21 protein-coding genes and 2 pseudogenes are annotated in these 22,580 nt (G+C 68.4%); 10 read left to right on the top strand and 13 right to left on the bottom strand.

Features of this window, described 5'->3' with window-relative positions:
* Nucleotides 1–351: 351 nt before the first annotated feature.
* Nucleotides 352–870: a hypothetical protein gene (locus ACFYXS_RS05530; RefSeq protein ID WP_389244162.1), complete on the top strand. Its 519-nt coding sequence runs from the start codon at nt 352–354 to the stop codon at nt 868–870.
* Between the two features lie 238 nt (nt 871–1,108).
* Here the strand turns inward: ACFYXS_RS05530 and ACFYXS_RS05525 are convergent.
* Nucleotides 1,109–1,543: pseudogene (locus ACFYXS_RS05525) on the bottom strand (aldo/keto reductase); the annotation flags it as partial.
* Between the two features lie 233 nt (nt 1,544–1,776).
* On the opposite strand from ACFYXS_RS05525, the gene ACFYXS_RS05520 reads away from it, so the two are divergent.
* Nucleotides 1,777–2,364: a HEAT repeat domain-containing protein gene (locus tag ACFYXS_RS05520; RefSeq protein WP_389244160.1), complete on the top strand. Its 588-nt coding sequence runs from the start codon at nt 1,777–1,779 to the stop codon at nt 2,362–2,364.
* Here ACFYXS_RS05520 and ACFYXS_RS05515 read toward each other — a convergent pair.
* Nucleotides 2,349–3,323: an MBL fold metallo-hydrolase gene (locus tag ACFYXS_RS05515; protein ID WP_389244158.1), complete on the bottom strand. Its 975-nt coding sequence runs from the start codon at nt 3,321–3,323 to the stop codon at nt 2,349–2,351. The genes ACFYXS_RS05520 and ACFYXS_RS05515 overlap by 16 nt on opposite strands.
* Nucleotides 3,324–3,848: 525 nt before the next feature.
* Between ACFYXS_RS05515 and ACFYXS_RS05510 the strand changes: the two genes are divergently transcribed.
* The 3 genes from ACFYXS_RS05510 to fumC all read left to right on the top strand — a co-directional run bounded on the left by ACFYXS_RS05510 (nt 3,849) and on the right by fumC (nt 7,904).
* The gene (locus tag ACFYXS_RS05510; protein ID WP_389244156.1) at nt 3,849–4,712 is read left to right on the top strand and encodes an SDR family oxidoreductase; all 864 of its coding nucleotides are present in this window, start codon (nt 3,849–3,851) and stop codon (nt 4,710–4,712) included.
* A gap of 79 nt (nt 4,713–4,791) precedes the next feature.
* Entirely contained in the window at nt 4,792–6,447 is a 1,656-nt protein-coding gene (locus ACFYXS_RS05505; RefSeq protein ID WP_389244154.1) for an NAD-dependent malic enzyme, read from the top strand.
* Nucleotides 6,444–7,904 carry a class II fumarate hydratase gene (fumC, locus tag ACFYXS_RS05500; protein WP_389244152.1) on the top strand — a complete coding sequence of 487 codons (1,461 nt, stop codon included), beginning with the start codon at nt 6,444–6,446 and terminating at the stop codon, nt 7,902–7,904. Before ACFYXS_RS05505 ends, fumC begins: the two co-directional genes overlap by 4 nt.
* A gap of 169 nt (nt 7,905–8,073) precedes the next feature.
* On the opposite strand, the gene ACFYXS_RS05495 is transcribed toward fumC, so the two are convergent.
* Together ACFYXS_RS05495 and ACFYXS_RS05490 are read right to left on the bottom strand one after the other, a co-directional pair.
* On the bottom strand, nt 8,074–8,955 hold the full coding sequence (locus ACFYXS_RS05495) for an ABC transporter permease (RefSeq protein ID WP_389244150.1): 882 nt from the start codon (nt 8,953–8,955) through the stop codon (nt 8,074–8,076).
* Nucleotides 8,952–9,863: an ATP-binding cassette domain-containing protein gene (locus ACFYXS_RS05490; protein WP_389244148.1), complete on the bottom strand. Its 912-nt coding sequence runs from the start codon at nt 9,861–9,863 to the stop codon at nt 8,952–8,954. Before ACFYXS_RS05490 ends, ACFYXS_RS05495 begins: the two co-directional genes overlap by 4 nt.
* 133 nt (nt 9,864–9,996) lie before the next feature.
* Here ACFYXS_RS05490 and ACFYXS_RS05485 point away from each other — a divergent pair, with 133 nt between their 5' ends.
* A complete protein-coding gene (locus ACFYXS_RS05485; protein ID WP_389244146.1) occupies nt 9,997–11,190 on the top strand; it encodes a sensor histidine kinase in 1,194 nt (397 codons plus the stop codon).
* Entirely contained in the window at nt 11,187–11,858 is a 672-nt protein-coding gene (locus ACFYXS_RS05480; protein WP_389244144.1) for a response regulator, read from the top strand. Before ACFYXS_RS05485 ends, ACFYXS_RS05480 begins: the two co-directional genes overlap by 4 nt.
* A 29-nt stretch (nt 11,859–11,887) precedes the next feature.
* Here ACFYXS_RS05480 and ACFYXS_RS05475 read toward each other — a convergent pair whose 3' ends face one another.
* Nucleotides 11,888–12,070, bottom strand: coding sequence for a hypothetical protein (locus ACFYXS_RS05475; RefSeq protein WP_389244142.1), 183 nt, complete (start codon nt 12,068–12,070; stop codon nt 11,888–11,890).
* A gap of 271 nt (nt 12,071–12,341) precedes the next feature.
* Nucleotides 12,342–13,931: an MFS transporter gene (locus tag ACFYXS_RS05470; protein ID WP_389244140.1), complete on the bottom strand. Its 1,590-nt coding sequence runs from the start codon at nt 13,929–13,931 to the stop codon at nt 12,342–12,344.
* A 136-nt stretch (nt 13,932–14,067) separates the two neighbouring features.
* Here ACFYXS_RS05470 and ACFYXS_RS05465 point away from each other — a divergent pair.
* Nucleotides 14,068–14,256 (top strand): annotated as a pseudogene (locus ACFYXS_RS05465) (class II glutamine amidotransferase); the annotation flags it as partial.
* A gap of 80 nt (nt 14,257–14,336) precedes the next feature.
* On the opposite strand, the gene ACFYXS_RS05460 reads toward ACFYXS_RS05465, so the two are convergent.
* The 6 genes from ACFYXS_RS05460 to ACFYXS_RS05435 form a co-directional block, all read right to left on the bottom strand.
* A complete protein-coding gene (locus tag ACFYXS_RS05460; protein ID WP_389244138.1) occupies nt 14,337–15,098 on the bottom strand; it encodes an anti-sigma factor domain-containing protein in 762 nt (253 codons plus the stop codon).
* Entirely contained in the window at nt 15,095–15,682 is a 588-nt protein-coding gene (locus ACFYXS_RS05455) for a sigma-70 family RNA polymerase sigma factor (RefSeq protein ID WP_389244136.1), read from the bottom strand. The genes ACFYXS_RS05460 and ACFYXS_RS05455 overlap by 4 nt, the downstream gene beginning before the upstream one ends.
* Before the next feature lie 144 nt (nt 15,683–15,826).
* Nucleotides 15,827–16,486, bottom strand: coding sequence for a fasciclin domain-containing protein (locus tag ACFYXS_RS05450; protein ID WP_389244133.1), 660 nt, complete (start codon nt 16,484–16,486; stop codon nt 15,827–15,829).
* Nucleotides 16,487–16,606: 120 nt separating this feature from the next.
* On the bottom strand, nt 16,607–18,205 hold the full coding sequence (locus ACFYXS_RS05445) for a molybdopterin-dependent oxidoreductase (RefSeq protein ID WP_389244131.1): 1,599 nt from the start codon (nt 18,203–18,205) through the stop codon (nt 16,607–16,609).
* A gap of 136 nt (nt 18,206–18,341) precedes the next feature.
* Entirely contained in the window at nt 18,342–18,533 is a 192-nt protein-coding gene (locus ACFYXS_RS05440) for a hypothetical protein (RefSeq protein ID WP_389244128.1), read from the bottom strand.
* On the bottom strand, nt 18,530–19,627 hold the full coding sequence (locus tag ACFYXS_RS05435) for a MerR family DNA-binding transcriptional regulator (RefSeq protein WP_389244704.1): 1,098 nt from the start codon (nt 19,625–19,627) through the stop codon (nt 18,530–18,532). The genes ACFYXS_RS05440 and ACFYXS_RS05435 overlap by 4 nt, the downstream gene beginning before the upstream one ends.
* Nucleotides 19,628–20,080: 453 nt before the next feature.
* On the opposite strand from ACFYXS_RS05435, the gene ACFYXS_RS05430 reads away from it, so the two are divergent.
* Nucleotides 20,081–20,548, top strand: a complete 468-nt coding sequence (locus ACFYXS_RS05430; RefSeq protein ID WP_389244125.1) for a hypothetical protein — start codon at nt 20,081–20,083, stop codon at nt 20,546–20,548.
* A gap of 373 nt (nt 20,549–20,921) precedes the next feature.
* A complete protein-coding gene (locus ACFYXS_RS05425) occupies nt 20,922–21,509 on the top strand; it encodes a hypothetical protein (protein ID WP_389244122.1) in 588 nt (195 codons plus the stop codon).
* Nucleotides 21,510–21,655: 146 nt separating this feature from the next.
* Here ACFYXS_RS05425 and ACFYXS_RS05420 read toward each other — a convergent pair whose 3' ends face one another.
* Complete coding sequence (locus tag ACFYXS_RS05420; protein ID WP_389244120.1) at nt 21,656–22,489, bottom strand: class II glutamine amidotransferase; 834 nt, start codon at nt 22,487–22,489, stop codon at nt 21,656–21,658.
* Nucleotides 22,490–22,580: the final 91 nt, after the last annotated feature.

Raw genomic sequence — 22,580 nt, 5'->3', positions numbered from 1 at the left:
TTCGCGATCATGACCAGCCGATGCGGGACCGGGGGCCACCGATTGCTGCGCGCGGCTACCCGTTCCGAAGAAGGCACTCGAGGCGTGCGACGACCAGCATGCCCGGGACAGGCCGCTGCACCTGTCGTGGCTCTCGGACGCCCGCTTCGCCGCCGGCGAGGTCGAGCAAGTCTCCGCGCCGAGGGCCCGGCCGTGGTTCTGATGGCTCGTACGACTGGCGACCGCCGAGGTCACCTTTGATTTCAGTGCGCGGTGATCTGACGCGGACATGCCGATAGCGTGACCGCCGCGACACGACATGTTCATGCCCGATTCATATGGTTAACGCTTCCGCCCCCAATCCTCGCGATCATGAAATCTCTGAAGACCCTGCGCCCGACTGTGCCCATGGGACTCGCGGCGCTCATGCTCGCCATCACGGGCTCGATGTCCACCGCGTCCGCGACGACGACCCGATGGGTGTACCAGAACGTCTACGAGGGCAACTGCCTCACCTACTCCGACACGACCAGCAATGTCTGGTCGGGCCCCTGCAGCGGGTCAACCGTCGCCTGGTACTGGGGTGATTCGTGGACCGACTACCCCACCGGGATCACCTACCGCCAGCTGAAGACCTGGTACCGCAACGACGAACGGTGCCTCACCACGGACTTCAAGACCGACACGAACGCCGTCTGGACGAGCCCCTGCGATGGCGTCTTCGACTCCGGGCAGATGTGGAACGGCGACAACAACGAACTCACGGTCAACGCCGGGTTGTGGCCGAACTACCTGCGCACCTCAGGCAACGGTGATGCCGTCTACTCCACCCCCTGGGGCCAGTCCGGCATCGAGCTGAACCGATGGGAGTGGAACGGCACGCACAACTGACCGCCGCACGACGTGACGAAGGCCCTCACTCCCACAGGGAGCGAGGGCTCTGCCGCTTTCCCCGCCGCGCTCTCAATGAGTCAGGGAAGCCCACCGATCCGGGCCTACCGGCGTCCGCGGTCGACGTGGTGGCGGCCCGGAAGCCGGCGTCGGGGGGCCCAGGACCATCGGCACGGCGAGGTTCGTCGAGCGACTGCGCGGCGAGCGGGACGTAGCTGCCGACCGTGAGCGTCTGGGAGTCCCGGCCGAGTTGGCGCAGGTTCTTCTCGACCGGGCCGCGCAGCTGATCGGGGCGGGCCATGGTGAGCCACTCGCCGGAGGGATCGCGCGCCGGGCCGACCTTGGTCACCACGACCACCTCGCCGTGCCAGGACGCCAGGGCGCGGTTGATGAGCTCGTTCGCCGACCGCAGTGGCGAGAAGTAGAAGGCGGCCGTGTCGACGTGGTTGACCCCCTGCTCGAACGCGCTGTGCAGCAGGCCGACGGCGACATCGCGGTCGATCGGCGCGCCGTCGGAGTTGCCCCTCATGCCGTTGCCCGTCAGCCGCATCGCGCCGTAGCCGAAGCGATGCACCTCCAGGTTCCCGAGCCTCCGGGTCCCTGCTGCCGCCGCTGCGCTCACCGGGCTCCTCCACCACCCATCGGTTCTTCGGGCCCTGGAGTATGGGCCCATCACGGTGTGCCGCGACAGGAGCAGGGGCTGGGCGAAACGTCACATCTGCATCGGGAACCGCCCATCGCCGCACGGTCGTTGATACCCAAGTCGGCTGCGATGCACGTGGTCGTACCCACCACGTGGAGACGTCGCAGGATCACATACTGGGCTCCGGTGAAAGTGAAGGCCCCTCCGCCTCGTGGCCAACAATCCCTTTGCCGGGACTCACCTCGTGCCCCGAAACTGACGTCGTGCTCGGATTCGTCAGAACCGACAACGAAGCCCTCGTCGCGTGCCTGGGCGACCCCCAGCGCACCGTTACGGCGTTCCACGAGCTGCTGCGACGCGGAGAGCCCGCACTGAACGCCATTCGCGCCGGTCTGCGTGACGGGAATCCGGCCGTCCGCGAGGGCTGCTGCCGGCTTCTCGATCACCTGGTCGACACCGAGTCGATGGGCGAACTCGTCGCCATGGCCGACGACCCGGACGCACGCGTCAGGATCGCCGCGTTCCACGCCCTGGCGTGTGACCGATGCAAGGGCGACACGTGCGCGCCTGGCCCGGACAGGGTCCTCGAAACCTCGCTGCACCACCTGGTCTCAGACCCCGACCCGCACGTCCGGGCCATGGCTGCCGAACTCGTCGGCAAGTTCGCCCACTCCGATCTTCGCGCCCTTGCCGCCTTGAAGGCGTCCCAGGCCAACGACCCGAGCCCCGCGGTACGGAAGAAGGCGGGCTGGTTCACGCCCGGCGGGGCCATCTACGAACGGACCCTTCCTCCCTCGACCGGGCGGCTGGCTGCGGCCGAGCGTTCTGACGTACCTCACACGCCGCGATAGACGAGCTGGGTGAAGAGGTCCGGGCCGATGACCCCCTGACCCCATTCGGCGTCGAAGGACTTGGTGGGCTTGGCCGCGACGGTCTGTTGCACCGTCAGGCCCTTGCCCTTGAGGTCGGCGACGCGGTTGCGAACGGCGACGAGCATATTGCGGAACGCCACCAGATCGGCGCGCTTTCCGACTGGCCCATGCCCGGGAACGACGATCGTGTGGGCGCCCACCATCGCGATGTTCTGGTTCGCGGCCCGGATCATCCCGTCGATGCTGCCACCGGTCTCGTGGTCGATGAACGGGTAGAGACCGTTCCAGAAGGTGTCGCCGGTGAACAGCACGTCCGCCCTCGTGAAATCGGCGGAGAGGTCGCCGTCGGTGTGGGAGGGGCCGTAGGGGCGCAGCCGCACCGGTTCTTTCTTGACGGTGAACGTCTCCTCGGAGGCGACGGTCACGGTCGGGCGGGCGGCGGCGGGGACAGGGGTGAAGGTGTGCGCCCATTCCACCACCCGGATGGTCGTGCTCAGGTTGCGCAGGGTATTCGGGGTGGAGATAATTTCCGCCCCACGACTGTGGACCCAGCCGTTTCCTCCCGTGTGGTCGAAATGCCAATGGGTGTTCACCAGATATCTGATGCGGGAAGCCCCGAGCTTCCGCAGGGCGCTTTCCATCTTCTGGCGGGAAACGGCGATGCCGGCGTCCACCATGAAGGCGCCGTCCCTGCTCGGCAGCACGCCGATGTTTCCGCCCGACCCCTGGAGCAGGTACACCCCGCCCCGAAGCGGCTTCACGGTGATGGGGTCCCGCGCGGCGGCAGCGTTGATCACATCGTAAGGATTTTTCTGCCCATTCTGCGGGCTGGGCGGCGCAGTGCCACCCGATGCAAACGCGGGTGGCGCCCCCAGGGCGCACGCCGCCAGAACCGCGGCGATCGCCGCCTTCCCCACGGTACTCATCTCCCGGTTCATGATCGAAGCTCCTCTCCCTCCGCCCATCGCAGGACGGTCGTCCTGTGACAGTCATCGGTGGCGCCTCCGGAGGCGCGAGCATCGTCCAGAGCTCCACCGCGCGAACGCGTCGAGGCCTCTGTTCGGTACGTTAGGGGACCTGGACGGCCACCGCATGATGATCATCAGTTGCGTGGGCATCAGGAGATCACGCGGCGACCGCGGGCCACATGGCGGAGACTGCCCCTAGGTGATCAGCCCACAGAGAAGTCCCTCTGACCAGTAACTCCTGCCACCCCAGTCACACCGCACATGCGACAGACACCGCGCCAACTACAGGGTGAAACATCGCCGTTGACACTGAGTGTTAACTCGCGCCACTCATGCCCCACCGCCTGCGGACCCGGTTGCACGTAGGTGTGGGGCGAGGGAGGCTGGGGATGTCGAGAGCCCCAGTGGTGACTGGCTCCAAGAGGTCTCCGAGGCGGTGGTTGCCGGGACCCTGAAAATTCGCGTGGCCCAGCTATCAAAGGGAAGTAGTTCACCATGCCGAACAGCTCACTGAAGAAGGTTCTCATCACCGGTGCGGGCTCTGGTTTCGGTTTTGAGGCTGCCATGCGCCTCGCCCAAAAAGGATTCGACGTGATCGCTGCCGTCGAAATCTACGCGCAGGTGCAGACGCTGAAATGGCAGGCGGCCGAGCGGAAGGTGGAACTCCAGGTCGAGAAGCTCGACGTCACCAATGACGGCGACCGGCACAAGGCTCTCGACTGGGGCGTGGAGATTCTCGTGAACAACGCAGGCGTTGGAGAAGGGGGTTCAACCGTCGACATCCCCGGGCCGAATATTCGGCACCAATTCGAGGTCAATGTCACGGGTCCGCTTCTTCTCACCCAGGGGATCGCCAAACAGATGATCAAGCGCGGTGCGGGGCGCATCGTGTGGGTTTCCTCGCGGGAGGGCCTGAACGTCAACCCGTTCACCGGCATCTACTCCGCGTCCAAGCACGCGATCGAGGCGATCGCCGAGACCATGGCCTATGAACTGCAGGAGTACAACGTCGAAGTCGCAACGGTCAATCCCGGGCCCTTCCTGACGGGGTTCAACGACCGCATGTTCCAGACGTGGGAGAGCTGGGAGGACGACCCGTCGCAGCGGCTCTTCGACTACTCCGAGCTGGCCTTCCCCCGGGCGCAGTTCGACCCCGAGGCTGTATTCGCCACATTGACGGCCGTGGCGGCCGGCGAGGTCGAGAGCTTCCGCAACCTGGAGCCCAAGTCGATGATCGCCGAGACCAAGGAACTGCAGCAGGTTCCGTGGGAGCGAAAGGTCACCGACGGTCTGGGGACTCGCCACCCGGCCATCAAGAACGCGTACACGATGCAGCCGGAGACACTGGTTTCGAGTTAGTCGGCTGCGCATCGCGACGCCGTACCAATCCCGGGCCAGGGCGCATGCATGGTGCTTGAAACCTGTCGAAGGGGCAGTCATGCCAGTCAAACCGACCGCGCTGCAGGATCGTTATCGAAACCGCGGCACCGCGTACACGCTGGAAGAGCGGGCGAAACTCGGCATCACCGGGCGGTTGCCGGCAGCTGTGGAGAACCTCGACCGGCAGGCCAGCCGCGCCTACGTGCAGCTCGAGGACCAACCTTCCGACCTGCACAAGTACGTCTATCTCAACGAGATTCACGATCGCAATGAGGTGCTCTATTTCAAGCTGCTGGCAGACCACCTCGAGGAGCTCCTGCCCGTCGTGTACGACCCGACTGTGGGTGATGCGATCGAACAGTGGTCCGTCGACTACCGCGACTCCCGTGCCGTATACCTGTCGATCGACCGTCCAGGTGACGTCAGGGCCTCATTCGAGTCACTCGGACTCGGCACGGACGACGTCGATTTGATCGTTGTCTCCGATGCCCAAGAGATCCTGGGCATCGGCGACTGGGGCGTCAACGGGACGGACATCTCCATCGGCAAGCTCGCTGTCTACACCGCCGCGGCCGGCATCGATCCGACCCGGGTGATCGCCGTGAACCTCGACGTCGGGACGGACAACGAGCTGCTGCTCAACAGTCCCACCTACCTGGGAAATCGGCACGCGCGAGTGACGGGCAAGAGGTACGACGAGTTCATCGCCCTGTACCTGGAGACCGCCTCCGAGATGTTTCCCCATGCGCTCCTGCACTTCGAGGACTTCGGACCGTCCAACGCCCGCCGCATTCTGGTGGAGAACGCCGACAAGTATCGGATCTTCAACGACGACATGCAGGGAACGGGCGCGATCGTGATGGCGTCGGTGTTCTCAGCACTCAAGGTGACCGGAGGACGCTGGGCCGATCAGCGGCTCGTGGTCTTCGGGGCGGGGACGGCCGGTACCGGAATGGCCGATCAGATCTACGCGGCCATGCTGCGCGACGGCGCGACTGCGGAACAGGCGAAGAACAACATCTGGCTCGTGGACATCCACGGCCTGGTGACGGACGACATGAAAGACCTGCCCGACTATCAGAGGGTGTACGCGCGGTCCAAGTCCCAGGCCGACGCGTGGGCGGACACGGGAGCCGATCTCCTCACCACGATCAAGCACGTGAAACCCACCATACTCATCGGTACTTCGACCGCCCACAACGCGTTCACCGAAGAGGTGGTGCGGGCCCTGGCCGACGGCGTGGAACGCCCCGTCCTCCTTCCGTTGTCGAACCCGACGAGCCGTATCGAGGTCATGCCGTCCGATGCTGTGGCGTGGTCCGACGGCCGGGCGTTGATCGCCACAGGTATCCCGGCCGATCCGGTGGATTACAACGGGATCTCGTACGAGATCGGAGAAGCCAACAACGCGCTCCTGTATCCGGGTCTGGGGCTTGGCGCGATCGTCTCCGGCGCCCGCCACGTGACTGACAACATGCTGCTTGCGGCGGCGGAAGCCGTCGCCGGTCAGATCGACGTGTCAAGGCGAGGTGCGTCTCTGCTGCCTCCCGTCTCGAACTTGAGGGCCTCGTCGGCAACGGTCGCGGTCGCGGTGGCCCGCGCCGCCGCAGAGGACGGGGTCGCGACGAAGTCTCACGACAACCTCATCCAGGCAGTCCATGACGCCATGTGGCAGCCGGTCTATCCCACGGGTGTCGGGGAGGACCAGCAATGAGCACTGCCGGCCGGCCGGCCCCGGAGATGAAAGACGTTCCGATCGGGATTCCCAGCAGCGGCAAGCGTCAGGAATTCGACAGTATGGGCTCGGTCGAGGTGCCGGCGGATCGTTACTGGGGCGCACAGACACAGCGGTCCCTGATCCACTTCTCCATTGGCGGAGACCGGATGCCCAAGGCGGTCTATCACGCCTACGGGTACGTGAAGAAAGCCGCGGCCCTCGTGAACGCTGCCGCGGGCCGTCTGCCCGAGTGGAAGAAGCAGGCAATCGTACGAGCTGCGGAAGAAGCCATCGCGGGGAAGCTCGATGACCACTTTCCGCTCTTCGTATGGCAGACCGGTTCCGGCACCCAGAGCAATATGAACGTCAACGAGGTGATCGCCAACCGGGCATCGCAGTTGCTCGGCGGCGCGCTCGGTACCCAGAAGCCGATAGGCCCGAACGACGACGTCAACATGGGGCAGTCCAGCAATGACAGCTTCCCCACCGCGATGCACATCGCCTCGGTGCAAGAGATCGACGACCACCTCCTGCAGGAAGCCCGAAAGCTTGCCGCCGTCATCGAGGGCAAGGCCAAGGAGTGGCAGGAGATCGTCAAGATCGGCCGCACACACCTCGAGGACGCGGTGCCACTCACCGTCGGGCAGGAGTGGTCGGGTTACGCGGCACAACTGCGCGCGTGCACAGAGGAGATCGAGCACAGCCGTGTCGGTCTGCTCGCACTGGCACTGGGCGGGACCGCCGTTGGGACCGGCCTGAACGCACCGAAGGATTTCAGCCGTGACGTCGCGGCACAGATCGCCGAGTTGACGGGCAAGCCGTTCGTGACGGCCGAGAACAAGTTCATGGCACAGGGGTCACTGGATCCCATGGTGCGGGCGCACTCAGCGCTGCGGGGTCTGGCGGTTGCCCTGATGAAAATCGCCAACGACATGCGCTGGCTGGCGTCCGGCCCGCGAACCGGCTTCGCGGAGCTGCTGCTGCCCCAGAACGAGCCCGGCTCCTCGATCATGCCCGGCAAGGTCAACCCGACCCAGTGCGAGGCGATCGTGATGATCGCCATTCAAGTACTCGGCAATGATTCCGCGGTAGCCTTCGCCGGCAGCCAGGGAAACTTCGAGCTGAACGCGATGCGCCCTGTGATCATCAACAACTTTCTGCACTCCGCGCGCATCCTCGCGGATGGCATGGAAAAGTTCCGAACCTTCTCCGTGGAAGGCACGGAACTCAATCGCGAGCAAATCGCCCACTACGTGGACGAGAGTCTCATGCTCGTCACGGCGCTCAGCCCGACCATCGGCTACCAGAATGCCGCACACATAGCGGAATCTGCGCTGGCCAACGACCAGACCCTCAAAGAAGCGGCTCTCGCGAGCGGAATCGTCGACGAGAAGACGTTTGATTCCATCATCGATCCCCTCTCCATGGTCGGACACGGCACTGGCGGAGCCTGACCGGGATCATGGAGGACGCGGCCGATCCCCACGCCGGTGCCGAACCGGCGTGGGGAGGGGGCGTGGCGGATACCGCGCGGGTGAGGAAGTCCGCCAGGACAGCGCTACCAGAATTGGGCTTCGCCAAGCGGTTCTTGGAGGACTGAACCCAGAAACCTGCCTGGTCCGCTCACACATCGCGGCGGTGCACGACAACCACGGCGACGGCCGCAGCGACGAGCGACCATACCCCGAACACGATCCACGCCTCGGTGACCGAAACCGGGTACTTGGCCACGATGTAGTCCCGTCCAGGGTTCTGCACCAGTGCTCCCCATGCCGAGAGCGGCATCGCGTTGCCGGTCTCCTTGACCCACCGATAGGTCTCGCCCGTGAACAGCGCGGGCAGCAGCAGAAGCACACCGACGACGGCGACAACGGTGCCAGCGGCGTGCCGGATGAGTGCCCCGAGGGCCATACCGACCAGGGCGCACAACGGCGCGAGCAGCGCGGAGGCGGCGACGGCCCGCAGTGCGCCGGGGTCGCCGATGGACATGCCGTGGTGGTCCTGAAGGATCGCCTGGGTGACGCCGAACGACGCGCCGGCGGTGATCGTGCCGAGGACGAGCATGACGGCCGCCATGACGGTCACCTTGGCTGTCATCACCGCACGGCGTGCGGGAACGGCCGCGAAAGTGGTGCGGATCAGTCCGCTGGTGTACTCGCCGAAGACAGCGATGGCGCCGACACTGCCGGCGATGACCATGAGGAGCTGCCAGGCCGGGTCGACGAAGGCGGACGACAGGGGATCGAAGAACATCCGCGGCACTTCGTGGAGCCCTGGCGATGGGACAGGCGGCAGTTCGGGCTGATGCGCCAGCCGGTCGGCGTTCGACAAGGCGGAGTTCACGTTGATCCCGATGACGGCCAGCGGGCCGCATCCGAGGACCCAGTAGGTGGAACGCAGCGACCACAGTTTGATCCACTCGGCGATGAGCAGGTGGCGGAACCGGGCAGGTGAGTCGAGGGCGGTCGCGTACGCCGTGGGCTCGGCGACTGTCTGTGCGGTCATCGTGCATCTCCTGCGCTGTATTCGACGCTGTCGGCGGTCAGTCCCATGAAGGCCTCCTCCAGGGAGGCTGAGCGGGGGGCGAGTTCGTGCAGCAGGACGCGGCTGCGGAAGGCGAGCTCGCCGATGCGATCCGCTCCCATGCCGGTCACCGTGCACGAGCCGTCGGCCTCATCGCGGACGGCCGCTCCCTCCGTGGTGAGAACGGACGTCAGCCGGGCGACCTCGGGCGTGCGGACGGTCACGGTCAGCCGGGTGCCGCGGGCTGCGAACTCCGCCAGGCTCTCCGCGGCGATCAGCTCGCCCCGGCCGATGACGATCAACTGCTGTGCGGTGTGCTCCATCTCCCCCATCAGATGGCTCGACACCAGCACCGTGCGGCCCTCGGCGGCCAGCCGGCGGAACAGACCGCGCACCCACAGCACACCTTCCGGGTCCAGCCCGTTGAGCGGCTCGTCGAAGAGCAGGACGGGCGGGTCACCGAGCAACGCGGCGGCGATACCGAGCCGTTGCTTCATCCCCAGCGAGAACCCCCCGATGCGACGCCGGGCAGCGCCGGCGAGTCCCACCTCCTCCAGGACCTCGTCCACCCGGCGCCGCGGCAGCCCGTTGCTGTGCGCCAGTGCCGACAGGTGCGACCGTGCGCTGCGTCCGCCGTGCACGTCATGGGCGTCCAGCAGGGCCCCGACATGCCGCAGCCCTCGTGGGCGCCCCCGGAACGGCTGCCCGTCGACGGTGACTGTGCCGCCGGTGGGGCCGATCAGGCCCAGGATCATCCGCAGCGTGGTGGATTTGCCGGCGCCGTTGGGGCCGAGGAACCCGGTGACGTGGCCGGGGCGGACGGTGAAGGTCAGTCCGTCGACCGCGGCAATGGCCCCGTATCGCTTGGTCAGTTCGTTGGCTTCGATCACCCGGCCCACGGTGCCGCGGGCCGCGCCCGCACAGCATCGGCCGGCGGGCCACACTCCCAGGATCCGCTTGTAGCCTCGAGGCGTACGTCCCGTGGGCGATGCCCCGGCGCCGGCCGCTCCCTATGATCGCCGCATGAGCATCACACCCCGCGCCGCCGTCTCCTGGCGCTTGCGGCCGGCCACGGCGCGGGCCCTGGCCTGGTGCGGGGCCCTCGCCTACCCGATCCTGCTGTACGTCGCGGTGCTCAACGAACGCGAACCCACCGGCGTGCGACTCCTCCTGCCTGCCGTACTCCCGGTTCTCACCATTCCCCTGCTGCGGCTTCGACCGTTGCCGGCCCTGATGCTCATGCTCGCCGGTTCGTTCGGCGCGACGGTGACAGCGGCGTCGATGTTGGCCGCGGTCTTCCCCTTCACAGCGCCAGGGCAGGCATGGCAGATCGGCTACATGCAGGCTCTGCTGACCGATCTCGCCGTCGCCTGGATCGCTGCGACCCGGAGGCGCCGAACCGCGCTCGTCGCTGCGGCGCTGACGCTCGCTGAGCAGATCGCCGCCGCCGCCTACTACCGGACCGGGGAAAACGTCTTCGTCTCGACCATCGTGTTCTTCCTTCTGATGCTCGCCCTGGCTTGGTTGACCGGCTATCTCATCCGAGAGCGCCGCGAACACGCGGATACGGTGCGGGCCCAGGCCGCGGAACAGGCGGTCACCGCCGAACGGCTGCGGATCGCCCGCGAGTTGCACGACATGGTGGCGCACAGCATCGGCATCATCGCCATCCAGGCCGGCACCGGACGCCGGGTCATCGAGACCCAGCCGGTCGAGGCCCGCAACGCCCTCGCCACCATCGAGACCACCAGCAGGGACACCCTTGCCGGGCTGCGGCGCATGCTGGGATCCCTCCGCCAGGCCGAGCCGGAGGACGCTCCGCTGACCCCCGCACCGGGCATGACGGACGTCGACCGGCTGGTGGCGACCACCCGGAACGGCGGCGTCAGGGTCGACGTCGAGTGGCGAGGAGAACGGCGCCCGCTCCCCATGGACATCGAACTGTCCGCCTTCCGCATCGTCCAGGAGGGCGTGACCAATGTGGTGCGCCACGCGGACACCCACGAGTGCCGGGTGGTCATCGACTACCAGGAGGACGAACTGTCCATCGAGATCACCGACGAGGGTCAGGGGCCCACACCCACAGGCGTCGGCTACGGCATCACCGGCATGCGCGAGCGGGCCTTCCTGCTGCACGGCCAGTTCACCGCCGGACCCCGTCCCGAAGGCGGCTTCCGCGTGGCGGCACGGCTGCCGGTGCCGGCGGGGATGCCATGACTCCTGACCTCGTCCGTGTCGTACTCGTCGACGACCAGCCGCTGGTGCGCGCCGGACTGCGCGTGCTCATGGCCGACAGCCCGGATCTCGAGGTCCTGGGAGAAGCCGGCGCGGGCGTCGAGGCGGTCCAACTGGTCCAGGACGTCCGGCCCGACGTAGTCGTGATGGACATCCGCATGCCCGGCATGGACGGCATCGAGGCGACCCGGCTGATCACCGCCGGCCCGAACACAGCAAGGGTCCTCGTCCTCACCACCTTCGAAGACGACGAGTACGTCTACGGCGCGCTGCGCGCGGGCGCGAGCGGCTTCCTCGTCAAGGACATGGACCTGGACGACATCCTCACCGCGATCCGCGTGGTCGCCGCCGGCGAAGCCCTGATCGCGCCGCGCGTGACCCGCCGCCTCATCGAAGAGTTCGCCGCACGCCCCGCACCCGCGGCCGCGCCCCGGCACGGGGCGATCCAAGGCATCACCGACCGGGAACGCGAGGTACTCACCCTCATTGGACGCGGCCTGTCCAACGACGAGATCGCCGGCCGGCTCTTCATCAGCCCGGCCACCGTCAAGGCCCACGTGGGACGGCTGTTCTCCAAACTGGCGGCCCGTGACCGGGTTCAGCTGGTCATCATCGCCTATGAACGGGGCTTGGTGTCGCCATCGCGCTGAGCGAGCGCACAGTTCCTGCGCGAGCGGGGTCAGACGTTGCTGTCGCCGGGGATGCTCGCCTTGATGCGTTCGCGTTCGCCTGCGTCGGAGACGCCCTGGAAGTCGCAACGGGGGGTGTAGGGGGCTTCCAGGCTGCCGGCTCCCTCGTCGGTGAGGTCAAGGTCGAGCGAGGCGACGGCGTCGTCGATCTGGTGGATCGTGCGGGCGTCCACGACGAGGGGCCGCGACGACGGGGTTGGGGAGCAGCCGGGCGAGGGCGACCTGGGCGCGGCTGACGCCACGCGCGTCGGCTATGGCGCCGACCTCGTCGATGATCAGCCGGTCGCTGTCGGCCTTGGCCTGGTGGAGCATGCCCCATCACGACGGTCGTGGCCGTGAACGCCCGGCGCATCGCGAACCTCTCGGAGATCAACGAACAAGGCGTCGCGAGAACTGTCGTTGAGGCGACATTCACCGTCGCGAGCCGCATGCCGTGCGCCCTCGTCAGGAGGCCGGCTTCCTGGCGAGTCGGTCCGTGGGCAGGTGGCGGGTAAACGCGAAGCCGGTGAGGGTGATGCCGGCGGCGGCGAGGATGGCGGCCTTGAGGCTGTCGAGTTGGGCAGTGGCGTAGGAATCGACGATGGCGTCGGCCTCGGACGGTGGCAGTTCGGCGCGCGCGGCCGCGGCGCGTACCTGGTCGGTGCTGACAAAGCTGACACCGGCCTCGATGGCGATACCGGTCTGCTGCCGTGCGGCGTCGGACACCATCGGATTGTCGGCGATCCGGGTGGTGAAAGCGTGCACCAGAGCGCCGATGAGGATGGCACCGATGAGGGCGGTACCCAGCGAGGATCCCAGGTTCTGCGCCGTGTACTGGAGACCACCGGCCTCGCTGCGTTCGGATTCCCCGACAGCGGATTGGACGACGTTGCCCAGCTGGGACGCGAGCAGTCCCATACCGAGTCCCAGGACAGCCATCGCCGCCGCGAAGGAAAAGTCGTCGATACGCGGCCCGATGGTGGCGAGCAACCACAGGATGGCGACGAACAACACCAGCAGCCCGAGGCGCACCACCGCGCGGGGGCCCGCGATCCGCCCGAGGAACGGACCGCTCATGGAGGACACCAGCATGGTGACGGAGACGGGCAGCAGTCGCAGGCCGGTCTCGAAGGCATCGAAGCCTTGGACGACCTGCAGGTACAGGGGGATCACGAAGAACAGACCGAGCAGGATGAGATTCTGGGCGAGCAGCATGAAGAGGCCGGAACGCAGGGGTGGGATGGCGAACAACGAGAACCGGATCAGCGGTTCGCGCCCTCGGCCTTCCTGGTGCCGTTCCCAGGTCAGGAACACGCTCAGGACGACGGCTCCGGCGGCGATGACGAAGACGGTGAGGGAGAACCCGAAGACCGTGACCGGGGAGTTACGGGGTTTCAGCCAGCCCCAGGAGCTGCTTTGGAGCACGCCCAGGACCACCAGGGCCAGGCCGAGGGCGGACAGCACCGTCCCGCCGATGTCGAGCCGGCGCCCAGGCGCGGGCGGAGGATGATCCTCGATCAGCCGTACGAAGAAGAGGATGGCCACCACCACCACGACCTCGGCCGCGAAGACGAGTCGCCAGGTGAGGTACGTGGTGACCCATCCGCCGAGCAGCGGGCCGACCGCGATGCCCGCTCCGGCCAGACCGCCGATGACCCCGTAGGCAACGGCCCGGTCCCGGCCGGTGTACGCGCCGGCCACCAGTGCCGCCAGGGCGGGGAGGACCAGAGCGGCGCCAAGTCCCTCGATCACCGACCAGCCGATGGCGAGCACCCACAACTCCGGGGCCACTGCGGTGAGCGCGGATCCCGTGGCGTACACGACGAGTCCGATGGCGAAGGCACGCCGCCGCCCGAACATGTCGCCGAGCTTGCCGCCAGTGATCATGAAGGCGGCCATGACCAGGGTGTAGAGGGTGATGACGCCCTGGATGGAGGTGACCTCCGTGTCGAAGTCCTCGACCAGTTGGCTGATCGAGACGTTCATCACCGATGTGTCCAGCACCATCAAGAATTGGGCCGTACCGAGAATGACGAGAGGCCGCCAACGTCCCACCGCGTGCACCTCCGCCGGGCTCGACCTGCCCACGGAGGTGTGGGCGACAAACGACAAACGCAGCATAAGGCGAAAAACCCCATTTCACCTGAAAGCTGACATTCGCATCACCCCGCGTGCGGAGCGGGAGTCTTCCATGTGCCGATGGCTCGTCCATTCGGGGACGCCGGTGCTTCTCGACGACGTCCTGTACCAACCGGCCCATTCACTGATCGACCAGAGCCTGCGTTCCCGGATGGGCGTCGCGACCACCAACGGTGACGGTTTCGGCATCGGCTGGTGCGCGCCGGGCATCGACACCCCGGCGGTCTCGCGATCGTGGTCGACACCATCCGCGGCCGGCGTATCGAGGCCGGCCGCGTCGGCGAGTGAGCCCGGAACAGCGCGGCCTGGCTGGGGACGGTGTCACAAGGACAGCAGGGCCAGTGGTGTGGTGGTGGGGCTGGTGGAGCCGCCGTGCGGTTCGGTGGTGATGCCGACGGCGTCGGCCCCTTGGGGGCTGCCGGTCAGGAGCGCGGATCCGGTGGCCCGTTGGGGGGTGAGGAGTCCGGCCGGTCGCATGGTGCCGTTCTTGCCGTACCAGAGCTGGTAGACCCGCCCGTCCGGCAGAACCGGGAGACCGGAGTAGAAAACGGCGGCCTCGCCTTGCCGGGAGGAGGCCACCACGGTTGCGGTGCCGCCCCCGCTGAGTGTGGCGGTTCGTGTGACGGAGTTCGGATCCGCCAGTACCGCGGCCAGTGTTGCCGCGTGCTGTTCGGCCCGGGCGGCGCGGGCCCGTTGCTCGTCGGCGGCGTGCTGGGTGTGGAGTGCCCAGGTGCCGAGGATTCCGCAAGCGGCCAGGCACGCTGCGGCGGCCAGGTGCGGCAGCCGCTGCTGCCATCGCCGGATGTGCCGTCGGGACATGGGGAGAACCGTCCGGCCGCCTGTCACACGGGGCGGGAGCTGCCTTACTGCGGGCAGTGCCGCCATGACACCGGTGTGCAGGGAGCGCGGGGGGATCTCGGCCGCGGCCAGGGCCAGACGCGCCGCGGTCTCACGGAACTCACGTACTTCGGTGGTGCAGGACCGGCAGTGGTTCAGGTGAGCGTGAAACGCGCGTTCCTGTTCCTCCGGCAGGGCGTCGAGGGCGTAGGCGCCGGTAAGCGTGTGCAGGTCGGCGGAGGTCATGCGGTCACCCCCAGGCAGTCGCGGAGGCGGATGAGTCCGTCCCGCAGGCGGGTCTTGACCGTTCCCAACGGGGTCCCGAGCAGGTGGGCGGTCTCCTGATGGGTGTATCCGCGGTAGTAGGCCATGGTCACCGACTGGCGCTGCAGGTCGGTGAGCTGGTCCAGGCAGCGCCGGACCTGCTGGCGTTCGAGGCGTCGCTCGACTTGTTCGGTGACCACGTCGAACGGCGTCTGGTGGTCGCTGACGGCGGCCTTGTGGTCCCGTTCCACGGTTTTCTGCACCGAACGGATCCGGTCCACGGCCCGGCGGTGGGCGAGCATCATGACCCACGCCATGGCGCTGCCTTTGCCGGGGTCGAAGCGCGACGCGGAGCGCCAGACCTCGATGAGGACCTCCTGGGCCACCTCCTCGGACTGCGCGGCATCGCGCAGCAGTGAACGGACCAGGCCGAGGACGGCGCCGGCGGTCGCGGTGTAGAGGGTCTCGAAGGCTTCGTGATCACCGTTCGCGACGCGGGTCAGCAACTCCTCCAGGACTCCCCCGTCCGGGGCTGCCGCGTGCTCACCTGGTGCCGCGACGTGCATGATGACCTCCAAAGCATGTAAGGGACACCAGTTCTTCGGTGCGGCGTGCCTTGCGGATGGGTCAGGTGATCCGCCGGTTCGGGCGTCCTGCCCGCGTGTCCTGTCCGGGCCCGCCGCGGAGCGGGCCCGGACAGGGGCCAGCGATTACTTGGGCATGAGGACGGTGTCGACGATGTAGACGGTGGCGTTGGAGGTGCTGACGTTGCCGCAGACCACGTGGGAGGAGTCGTTGACGGTGTAGTCCTCGCCGGAACCGGCCGTGGTGAGCTTGCCCTTCTCCAGCGTGTCGAAGGAGCCGTTCTCCAGCTGGGCGGGGGTGAGCCGCTGGCCGACGACGTGGTACGTGAGGATCTTGGTCAGGGTGGCCTTGTCGTTGAGCACCTTGTCGAGGTCGGCCTTCGGGATCTTCGCGAACGCGTCGTTCGTGGGCGCGAACACCGTGATGTTCTGCGCGCTGTTGAGGGTGTCGACCAGACCGGCCTTCTTCACCGCCGCCACCAGGGTGGACAGTGCCGGGTTGTTCGACGCGGCGGTGGCCACCGGGTCCTGGGCCATGCCGTCGAAGCTGCCGGCACCGTCCTTCGGCACCGCGGAACAGGCCGCGCCGAAGGGCTTGTTCATCGCCATCGCGTCCCCGGGGTCCTGGCTCGTGGCGCCGTCGTCGGCAGGGCTGGAGGCGGCCATCGTGGACGAGGCGTCAGAGGCCTTGTCGTTGCTGCTGTCGCCGCAGGCGGTCAGCGCGAGGGGCAGGACCGCGGCAGCGGACACCGCGAGGGCGACGCGACGGAAGCGCAGGGTGTTCATCAGGGAATCTCCTTGATCGTTTCTCTTCAGGGGTGGGAGCGGCTCGTGGAGCCGTTGGTGCGTCCCCGGGGTTCGGGGGCTCGGGGGTACGGGGGTACGGGGGTACATGCGACGGCGGGGTCAGTCCACGGTGATCACCACCGAGTGCCGGCCGCTGGCGCCGTCGGGGATGGTGCGGGCGCGCCGGGCGGTCTGGACGGCGCCGGTGCCGTCGGTGGCCCGCGTGGTCAGGGTGTGCGGCCCTGCGGTGGCCTCCCAGGACAGGGACCACTGCCGCCAGGTGTCGGTGGTGGCCTGGGCGGCGAGGTCGGCGTCCCGCCACGGGCCGTCGTCGACGCGCACCTCGACGCGTTCGATGCCACGGTGCTGCGCCCACGCGACGCCCGCGACCATGACGGTCCCGGCCTTCGGGCGGGCGAACGGCTTGGGCGTGTCGATGCGGGACTGCGTCTTGATCGGGGCCTGACGTGCCCACTTCCGCTTCACCCAGTAGGAGTCGTAGGCGTCGAAGGTGGTGAGCTCGATGTCCTCGATCCACTTGCAGGCCGAGACGTAGCCGTACAGGCCGGGGACGACCATGCGGACCGGGAAGCCGTGCTGCAGCGGCAGGGGTTCGCCGTTCATGCCGAGCGCGAGCAGCGCGTCGCGCCCGTCCATGACCTCCTCGACGGGTGTCCCGATCGTCATGCCGTCCACCGACCGGGAGACCATCTGGTCCGCCGGGCCGCCCTGCGACGGCGGCCGCACGCCCGCCTCGCGCAGTACGTCCGCGAGGCGTACGCCCAGCCAGCGGGCATTGCCCGCGTAGGGGCCGCCGACCTCGTTGGAGACGCAGGTCAAGGTGATGTCCCGCTCGATCAGCTCACGGCGCAGCAGGTCCTCGAAGCCGAGATCCAACTGCCGGGTCACGCCCTGGCCGTGGACACGCAACCGCCACCGCGTCGCGTCGACCTTGGGCACCACCAGCGCGGTGTCCACGCGGTAGAAGTCGGCGTTCGACGTGACGAACGGGCTGATCCCGCCGACCCGCAGCGCCGCGCCGCGCGGCACCGGGCGTGCGGGCGAGCCCGGCAGCGGCAGCCTGACGGCGGCGCGGGACGCGGCCGCCTCCTTGCCGGCGGAGGAGGCGAGACCGCGTCCCAGCGCCCCGGCCGCGGTGGACGCGGCGGCCGCCGAGGCGGCGGCCACCAGGAAACCGCGGCGGTCCCAGGACGCATCCGACGCGGATTCGGTGGCGGGCGCGCCCACTGGTGTCAGGCGCCCGGTCAGGAGCCACAACAGGGCGGCACCGGCCAGGGCACCCACCAGGGAGGGCAACGCGTCGAGAACACCGATGGAGTCCGGCCTGCTCAACGCAGCAGCCGCGCCCAGCACACCGAAGCCCAGCACGCCCGCCGCCCCGGTGCGGCGGAACCGCAGGGCCAGCAGCCCCAGGGCAACCGCCAGGAGGCCCAGCACGGCGAGGATCCCGAGTTGCAGCACCAGCTTGTCGTTGGTGCCGAACGAGCGGATCGCCCAGTCCTTCACTGCCGCCGGTGTCCGGTCGATCGCCGCACCGCCGACCGCGACCACCGGACCCGCCTGCGGCCGGACCGCGCCCGCCGCCAACTCGGCGGCCGCAAGAGCGGCACCGGCGGCAAGCAGTCCGGACACCGCGCCCAAGGCGCCGCGTGTCAGTTGCTGCGTCTGCTGCCTGCTGAAGATCCTCACACCAGGCATTCGTCACCCTGGCGGAGCCAGATTGGAGCCTCACCCCATCGAGTGAAGAGCCACCGCATCGGCGCATACGAAACGGCAAGCGGGGCAGACGGCAATGCCAGCGCGCGCAGGGGTCGCGAACTACCGGCGGATTTGGCTACGGGATTCCAGCAGAACGAAAAATCCGTCGCTCGTCGGCGACACTCGCCAACTGGTGCCCGCTGGCACGGGCCCGGTCGACCAGCTGCCGGATCAACTGGTCGTCCAGCACATCCGCCGACATCTCGACCGGCCGGACCAGCGGGCCGTCCAGGAGCCGCCGTGACGCTGAACCTGCGATGCGGGTCAAGCGGTGAGCAGGCGGAGGCCGAGATCTGCCGCGTCGAGGTCGGCGAGGTCGCCGTTGCGTTCGGCCCACCGGCCGGAGTCGAGGTCGTTGCTGAGACTTCGCACCGCCCGCCGCTCGGCCTCCGGCCCGACCCTCGTCCACACCGACATCGCGCGGCGTACGTGATCCTCCAGATACGCCCCCGGTCGGCGCCAGAACGCCTCGAACAGGCCGTCGGCGCAGTCCCATGGGACGGGCACCCGCTCAGCGCGGGCGCCGATCGCGTCGGCCATCCCAGCAAGCGAGGGAAATCCCGCGAGGACGGCGGCGAATTCGGGCAGGTAGTCGCGGGTAAGCCAGAACCGGTCCTGCCATCCGGGCTCGTCGGTGTCGAACGTGAGCACCACCACGCGGCGGGCCACGCGCCGCATCTCACGCAGCCCCGCTATCGGGTCCCCCCAGTGGTGAACGGTGGAGACGGCCATCGCGACGTCGAAGGACTGGTCCTCGAACGGCAGGCTCTCCGCGGCGGCGGCCACGCATGGCGCCGAGCCGGCCGGCCGCTGCCCGCGCATGACCGCCGATGGCTCCACCGCGGTCACGTCGCGATCAGCAGGCTCGTAGGAGCCGGTGCCGGCCCCGACGTTCAGCACCGTCTGCGCGTCGCCGAGCGCGTCCCAGATCTGCGCGGCGATCCGCGGCTCGGTACGCCGTGTCGCGGTGTAGGCGCCGCCGATCGCGTCGTACAACCGCGCACCGAGCATCCCCAGTTGCTCCTCCAGTGTCACCTTCAGTCCCTTCGCCCGTGCCTCGAGTTCCCTGTCGATGGCCGTCACCATGGCGTCAGCGCGATCACGCCGCTCCAGGAGCAGGCCGCGCAGTCGGTGCAGGTGCGCGACCGCGTCGGAGGACGGGTCACCGATCAGTTCCGCAATCTCCCGCAGTCCGAAGCCCAACCGTCGATACGCCAGCGCCTCCCGCAGCCGCTCCACGTCGCCCGCTGTATAGGCCCGATACCCGACCGCGGTCCGCGCCGACGGCCGAACGAGCCCGATCTCGTCATAGTGATGCAGCGTGCGGACGCTCACGCCGGCCAGCTTGGCCACGCGTCCCACGGTCCAGTGATCCTCCACGGCACCGACTTTGCAGCCTGACGCCACGTGAGGGTCAAGCCATCGAGCCTCACTTACGGCAGCAAGAGCCGAACGCGAAGCAGTGGTCCGAGGCGACTCCTGAAAGCCAGAGCGATGGTCTGGTTCAGAGCCTGGAACTGGAGAGAGGGCCCCCGGGGCGCCCAGCGCCTTGCAGGACTTCGCGAGGCCCCAGCTGCCCCGGACATCCGTTGCAGGGGTACAGCGTGCCGGGGCAACGGACAGCCTCAGCGCAGGAGTTGCCGGCGGCGGTCCGTCGCTGCCACCACCAAATGCCGATACCGATGACCGCCAGGGCGACCGGGCCGAGTGCGATCGGGAGGACTGGGAACACGTCGTCCTTGTCCTCGGCGACGTTCTCCTGCGCGGTGGGGGTCGCCACAGGGGCGGGGTCGGAGGCGGGCAGGTTGCGGAGGGATGCGCCTCGGTGTGCGTTGCGGCCGCCGCCGGCGCGGACGAAGCGTCGAGGCAGAGTGCCTCGACGAGCTCGTCGGTCTCCTCGGTGTCGTCGTCCTCGGGCGGGCAGGCATCCGCATCAGGCTGCGCTTCCTCGGGTGCGTCATCCGCATCCGGCTGCGCACCTGCCGGGCTCTGGTCCGCGGGGAGGCGGGCGTGGACGGCGGCGGCACGGCGCGGCGCTGCGGCGGCGGCGGCCGCGATGACGGCAGGGTGCGGGGCGGGCATCGGCGCCAGATCAGGAGGAGTTCCTCGCACGCACAGATCGACGATGAGGCGCAGCGCGTGCTGGACTCCATCGACGCGCTCGCGCGATCGGGAGATCCCGCCGAGAGACTCAAGCACCTGACTGAGCTGCTGAACCGCCGGCCGGACCTCCACAAAGAGGTGAGGGCCGCATCGACCCCGTCGACGTCATCATGCTCATGAGCTGCCTGTGGCGCACACCGAACACCCCCGACGGCACCACCCAGGCCGACCGCCTGAGGGAACTGGCCATCGACGGACGCAGCTCGGAACGCACACCCTTCGACGCAGGCTGGAGCGCGGCAACACTCCAGCCGCGGGTCGGGGGACGCGGATACGAGGGGCGCTCGCCGCCGGCCCGCACAGGGGCCGCGGGTGGGGTTCACCAACATCGACGTCATCGACATCGAACTGTGGGCCGGACCCGCGGCAGGCGGCCGTCGGGGGAAGGGGGCTTCCCGCCGACCGGGCTGAGGTTTCGGGCCGGCCCGGCATGGCGCCGGGTCCGCGGCGGGAGGCGCCTGGATGCTGGTGGCCGGACCAGGCCGGAGGGAACGTGCACAGTAGTCAAGGAGCCCGGGAATCGGCGTCCACCGGCGCGGGCCGTGATGCTCCCGGTCAGGCGGGGGTCATCGGCATCGGCCTCGCCGCCGTACTGACATTCGCTCTCACGCAGGGTTCGTGGCAGTGGTTCGCCACGTACATCGGGTTGACGCTTCTCGCGGTGATCCTGGCCTTTTCCCGGCTGCCGACGTGTGCGCCGGGCCCGCGGTCCGTGTACGTGCGGAGTCTGGCGGCGTATTCGCTGGTCGTGGGGCTCTGTGCGGCGATCGCACTGGCACCCATGATGCAGCGCTGGGCGTGGCTGTTTCCGATGCCGGGCACCCGTGCCCGGTGCATTGCGCTGGGCACATACGAAAGCATCCGGACGGAGGCAGCCCTGGCCGACCTGGCCGGTCGTGCCGGTGCCGCCTTGCCCTCCGCGCAGAAGTCCCACAGCCACGACGTCGTCGCCGAATGTCTCTCCGCCACGACGACCCTGTGGCTGCCGGTCTATGCGGCCGGAGCCGCCGTACTGGTGGGTCTGGGCGCATGGTGCATCGACCGAGTCCGGATGAGGAACGCGGCGGCCGCGGCAGGCTGAATGCCTCCTCGTCAGGGCGGAACAGTCCAGCGAACCCGACCGGCCCAAGGGCCGGCCGGCCGCATGTCGGCCCCCTATCGGCCGGGCTGACCGCCGAAGGCCCTGGACCGGGCCCGGCCTCTTCGAGCGTCGGCAGGGACCCTGCCCTACACGTCCTGCGGTTCGAAGTGGTGCAGCACGTCCCCGGCGGGCTGGAGGACCCCGTAGCTGCTCTCGGGGACCTCGTTCCAGGCGCCGGGCAGGTCACCGAGCGGCTCCGACACGACCAGACGGGTCTCCTCGGACAGGCCCCGCAGGAAGGCGACATCGGGGTAGAGCTCACGCAGGGTGCTCATCCTGGTGCTGTAGAACAGCGTCCGGGACGTGGCTTCGCTGGAATGACGAAAGGCCCACACCCGCTCGCCGTCGGACACGGCCACGGTCATCTGCAGCGGGAACTCCACACCATGCGTGCGGCCCACCCGCTCGACCAGACCCGCCATGCGCGCCACCGCTCCGGGCGGGTCCTTGTCCAGGCCGAAGGTGAGGGCGAGGAAGAACATCACCTCGGAGTCGGTCGATCCCTCGATGCACGAGTACAGCGCCGGGTCGACCGCCAGGCACAGGTCACGCCGGAGCCGGTCGAACTCGGCGATGGCTCCGTTGTGCATCCACAGCCAGCGGCCGTGCCGGAAGGGATGGCTGTTGGTCTGCTGCACCGCGGTACCAGTTGTGGCCCGGATGTGGGCGAAGAACAACGGCGAGCGGACATGGCCGGCGATCTCGCGCAGGTTGCGGTTGTTCCACGCCGGGCCGGTGTCCCGGAAGACCGCCGGGGTGTCGATGCCCGGCGCGTACCAGCCGATCCCGAAACCGTCACCGTTGGTGGTCTCGACGCCCATCCGGGACCGCAGGCTCTGGTCGATCAGTGAATGGGCCGGTTGGTACAGGACGTCGTCGAGAAGCACCGGCATCCCCGAATAGACGAGCCATCGGCACATGGAGGACTCCCGCTCCGTACGTCCGGACCCGCCCACGGGCCGACGTCACGCTCCGGGCCCGGAACCGGGATGCGCCCGGCCCCCGACGTGG

Source organism: Streptomyces sp. NPDC002574 (assembly GCF_042889545.1).
In the GTDB taxonomy this organism is placed as follows: domain Bacteria; phylum Actinomycetota; class Actinomycetes; order Streptomycetales; family Streptomycetaceae; genus Actinacidiphila.
This window is presented reverse-complemented; position numbering and strand designations above follow the sequence as displayed.

Coding starts and splice junctions, on each gene's coding strand:
- ACFYXS_RS05530 (WP_389244162.1), top strand. CDS start 352: ATGAAATCTCTGAAGACCCTGCGCCCGACTGTGCCCATGGGACTCGCG.
- ACFYXS_RS05515 (WP_389244158.1), bottom strand. CDS start 3,323: ATGAACCGGGAGATGAGTACCGTGGGGAAGGCGGCGATCGCCGCGGTT.
- ACFYXS_RS05510 (WP_389244156.1), top strand. CDS start 3,849: ATGCCGAACAGCTCACTGAAGAAGGTTCTCATCACCGGTGCGGGCTCT.
- ACFYXS_RS05505 (WP_389244154.1), top strand. CDS start 4,792: ATGCCAGTCAAACCGACCGCGCTGCAGGATCGTTATCGAAACCGCGGC.
- fumC (WP_389244152.1), top strand. CDS start 6,444: ATGAGCACTGCCGGCCGGCCGGCCCCGGAGATGAAAGACGTTCCGATC.
- ACFYXS_RS05495 (WP_389244150.1), bottom strand. CDS start 8,955: ATGACCGCACAGACAGTCGCCGAGCCCACGGCGTACGCGACCGCCCTC.
- ACFYXS_RS05485 (WP_389244146.1), top strand. CDS start 9,997: ATGAGCATCACACCCCGCGCCGCCGTCTCCTGGCGCTTGCGGCCGGCC.
- ACFYXS_RS05480 (WP_389244144.1), top strand. CDS start 11,187: ATGACTCCTGACCTCGTCCGTGTCGTACTCGTCGACGACCAGCCGCTG.
- ACFYXS_RS05460 (WP_389244138.1), bottom strand. CDS start 15,098: ATGACCTCCGCCGACCTGCACACGCTTACCGGCGCCTACGCCCTCGAC.
- ACFYXS_RS05455 (WP_389244136.1), bottom strand. CDS start 15,682: ATGCACGTCGCGGCACCAGGTGAGCACGCGGCAGCCCCGGACGGGGGA.
- ACFYXS_RS05450 (WP_389244133.1), bottom strand. CDS start 16,486: ATGAACACCCTGCGCTTCCGTCGCGTCGCCCTCGCGGTGTCCGCTGCC.
- ACFYXS_RS05445 (WP_389244131.1), bottom strand. CDS start 18,205: ATGCCTGGTGTGAGGATCTTCAGCAGGCAGCAGACGCAGCAACTGACA.
- ACFYXS_RS05430 (WP_389244125.1), top strand. CDS start 20,081: ATGCGCCTCGGTGTGCGTTGCGGCCGCCGCCGGCGCGGACGAAGCGTC.
- ACFYXS_RS05420 (WP_389244120.1), bottom strand. CDS start 22,489: ATGTGCCGATGGCTCGTCTATTCGGGGATGCCGGTGCTTCTCGACGAC.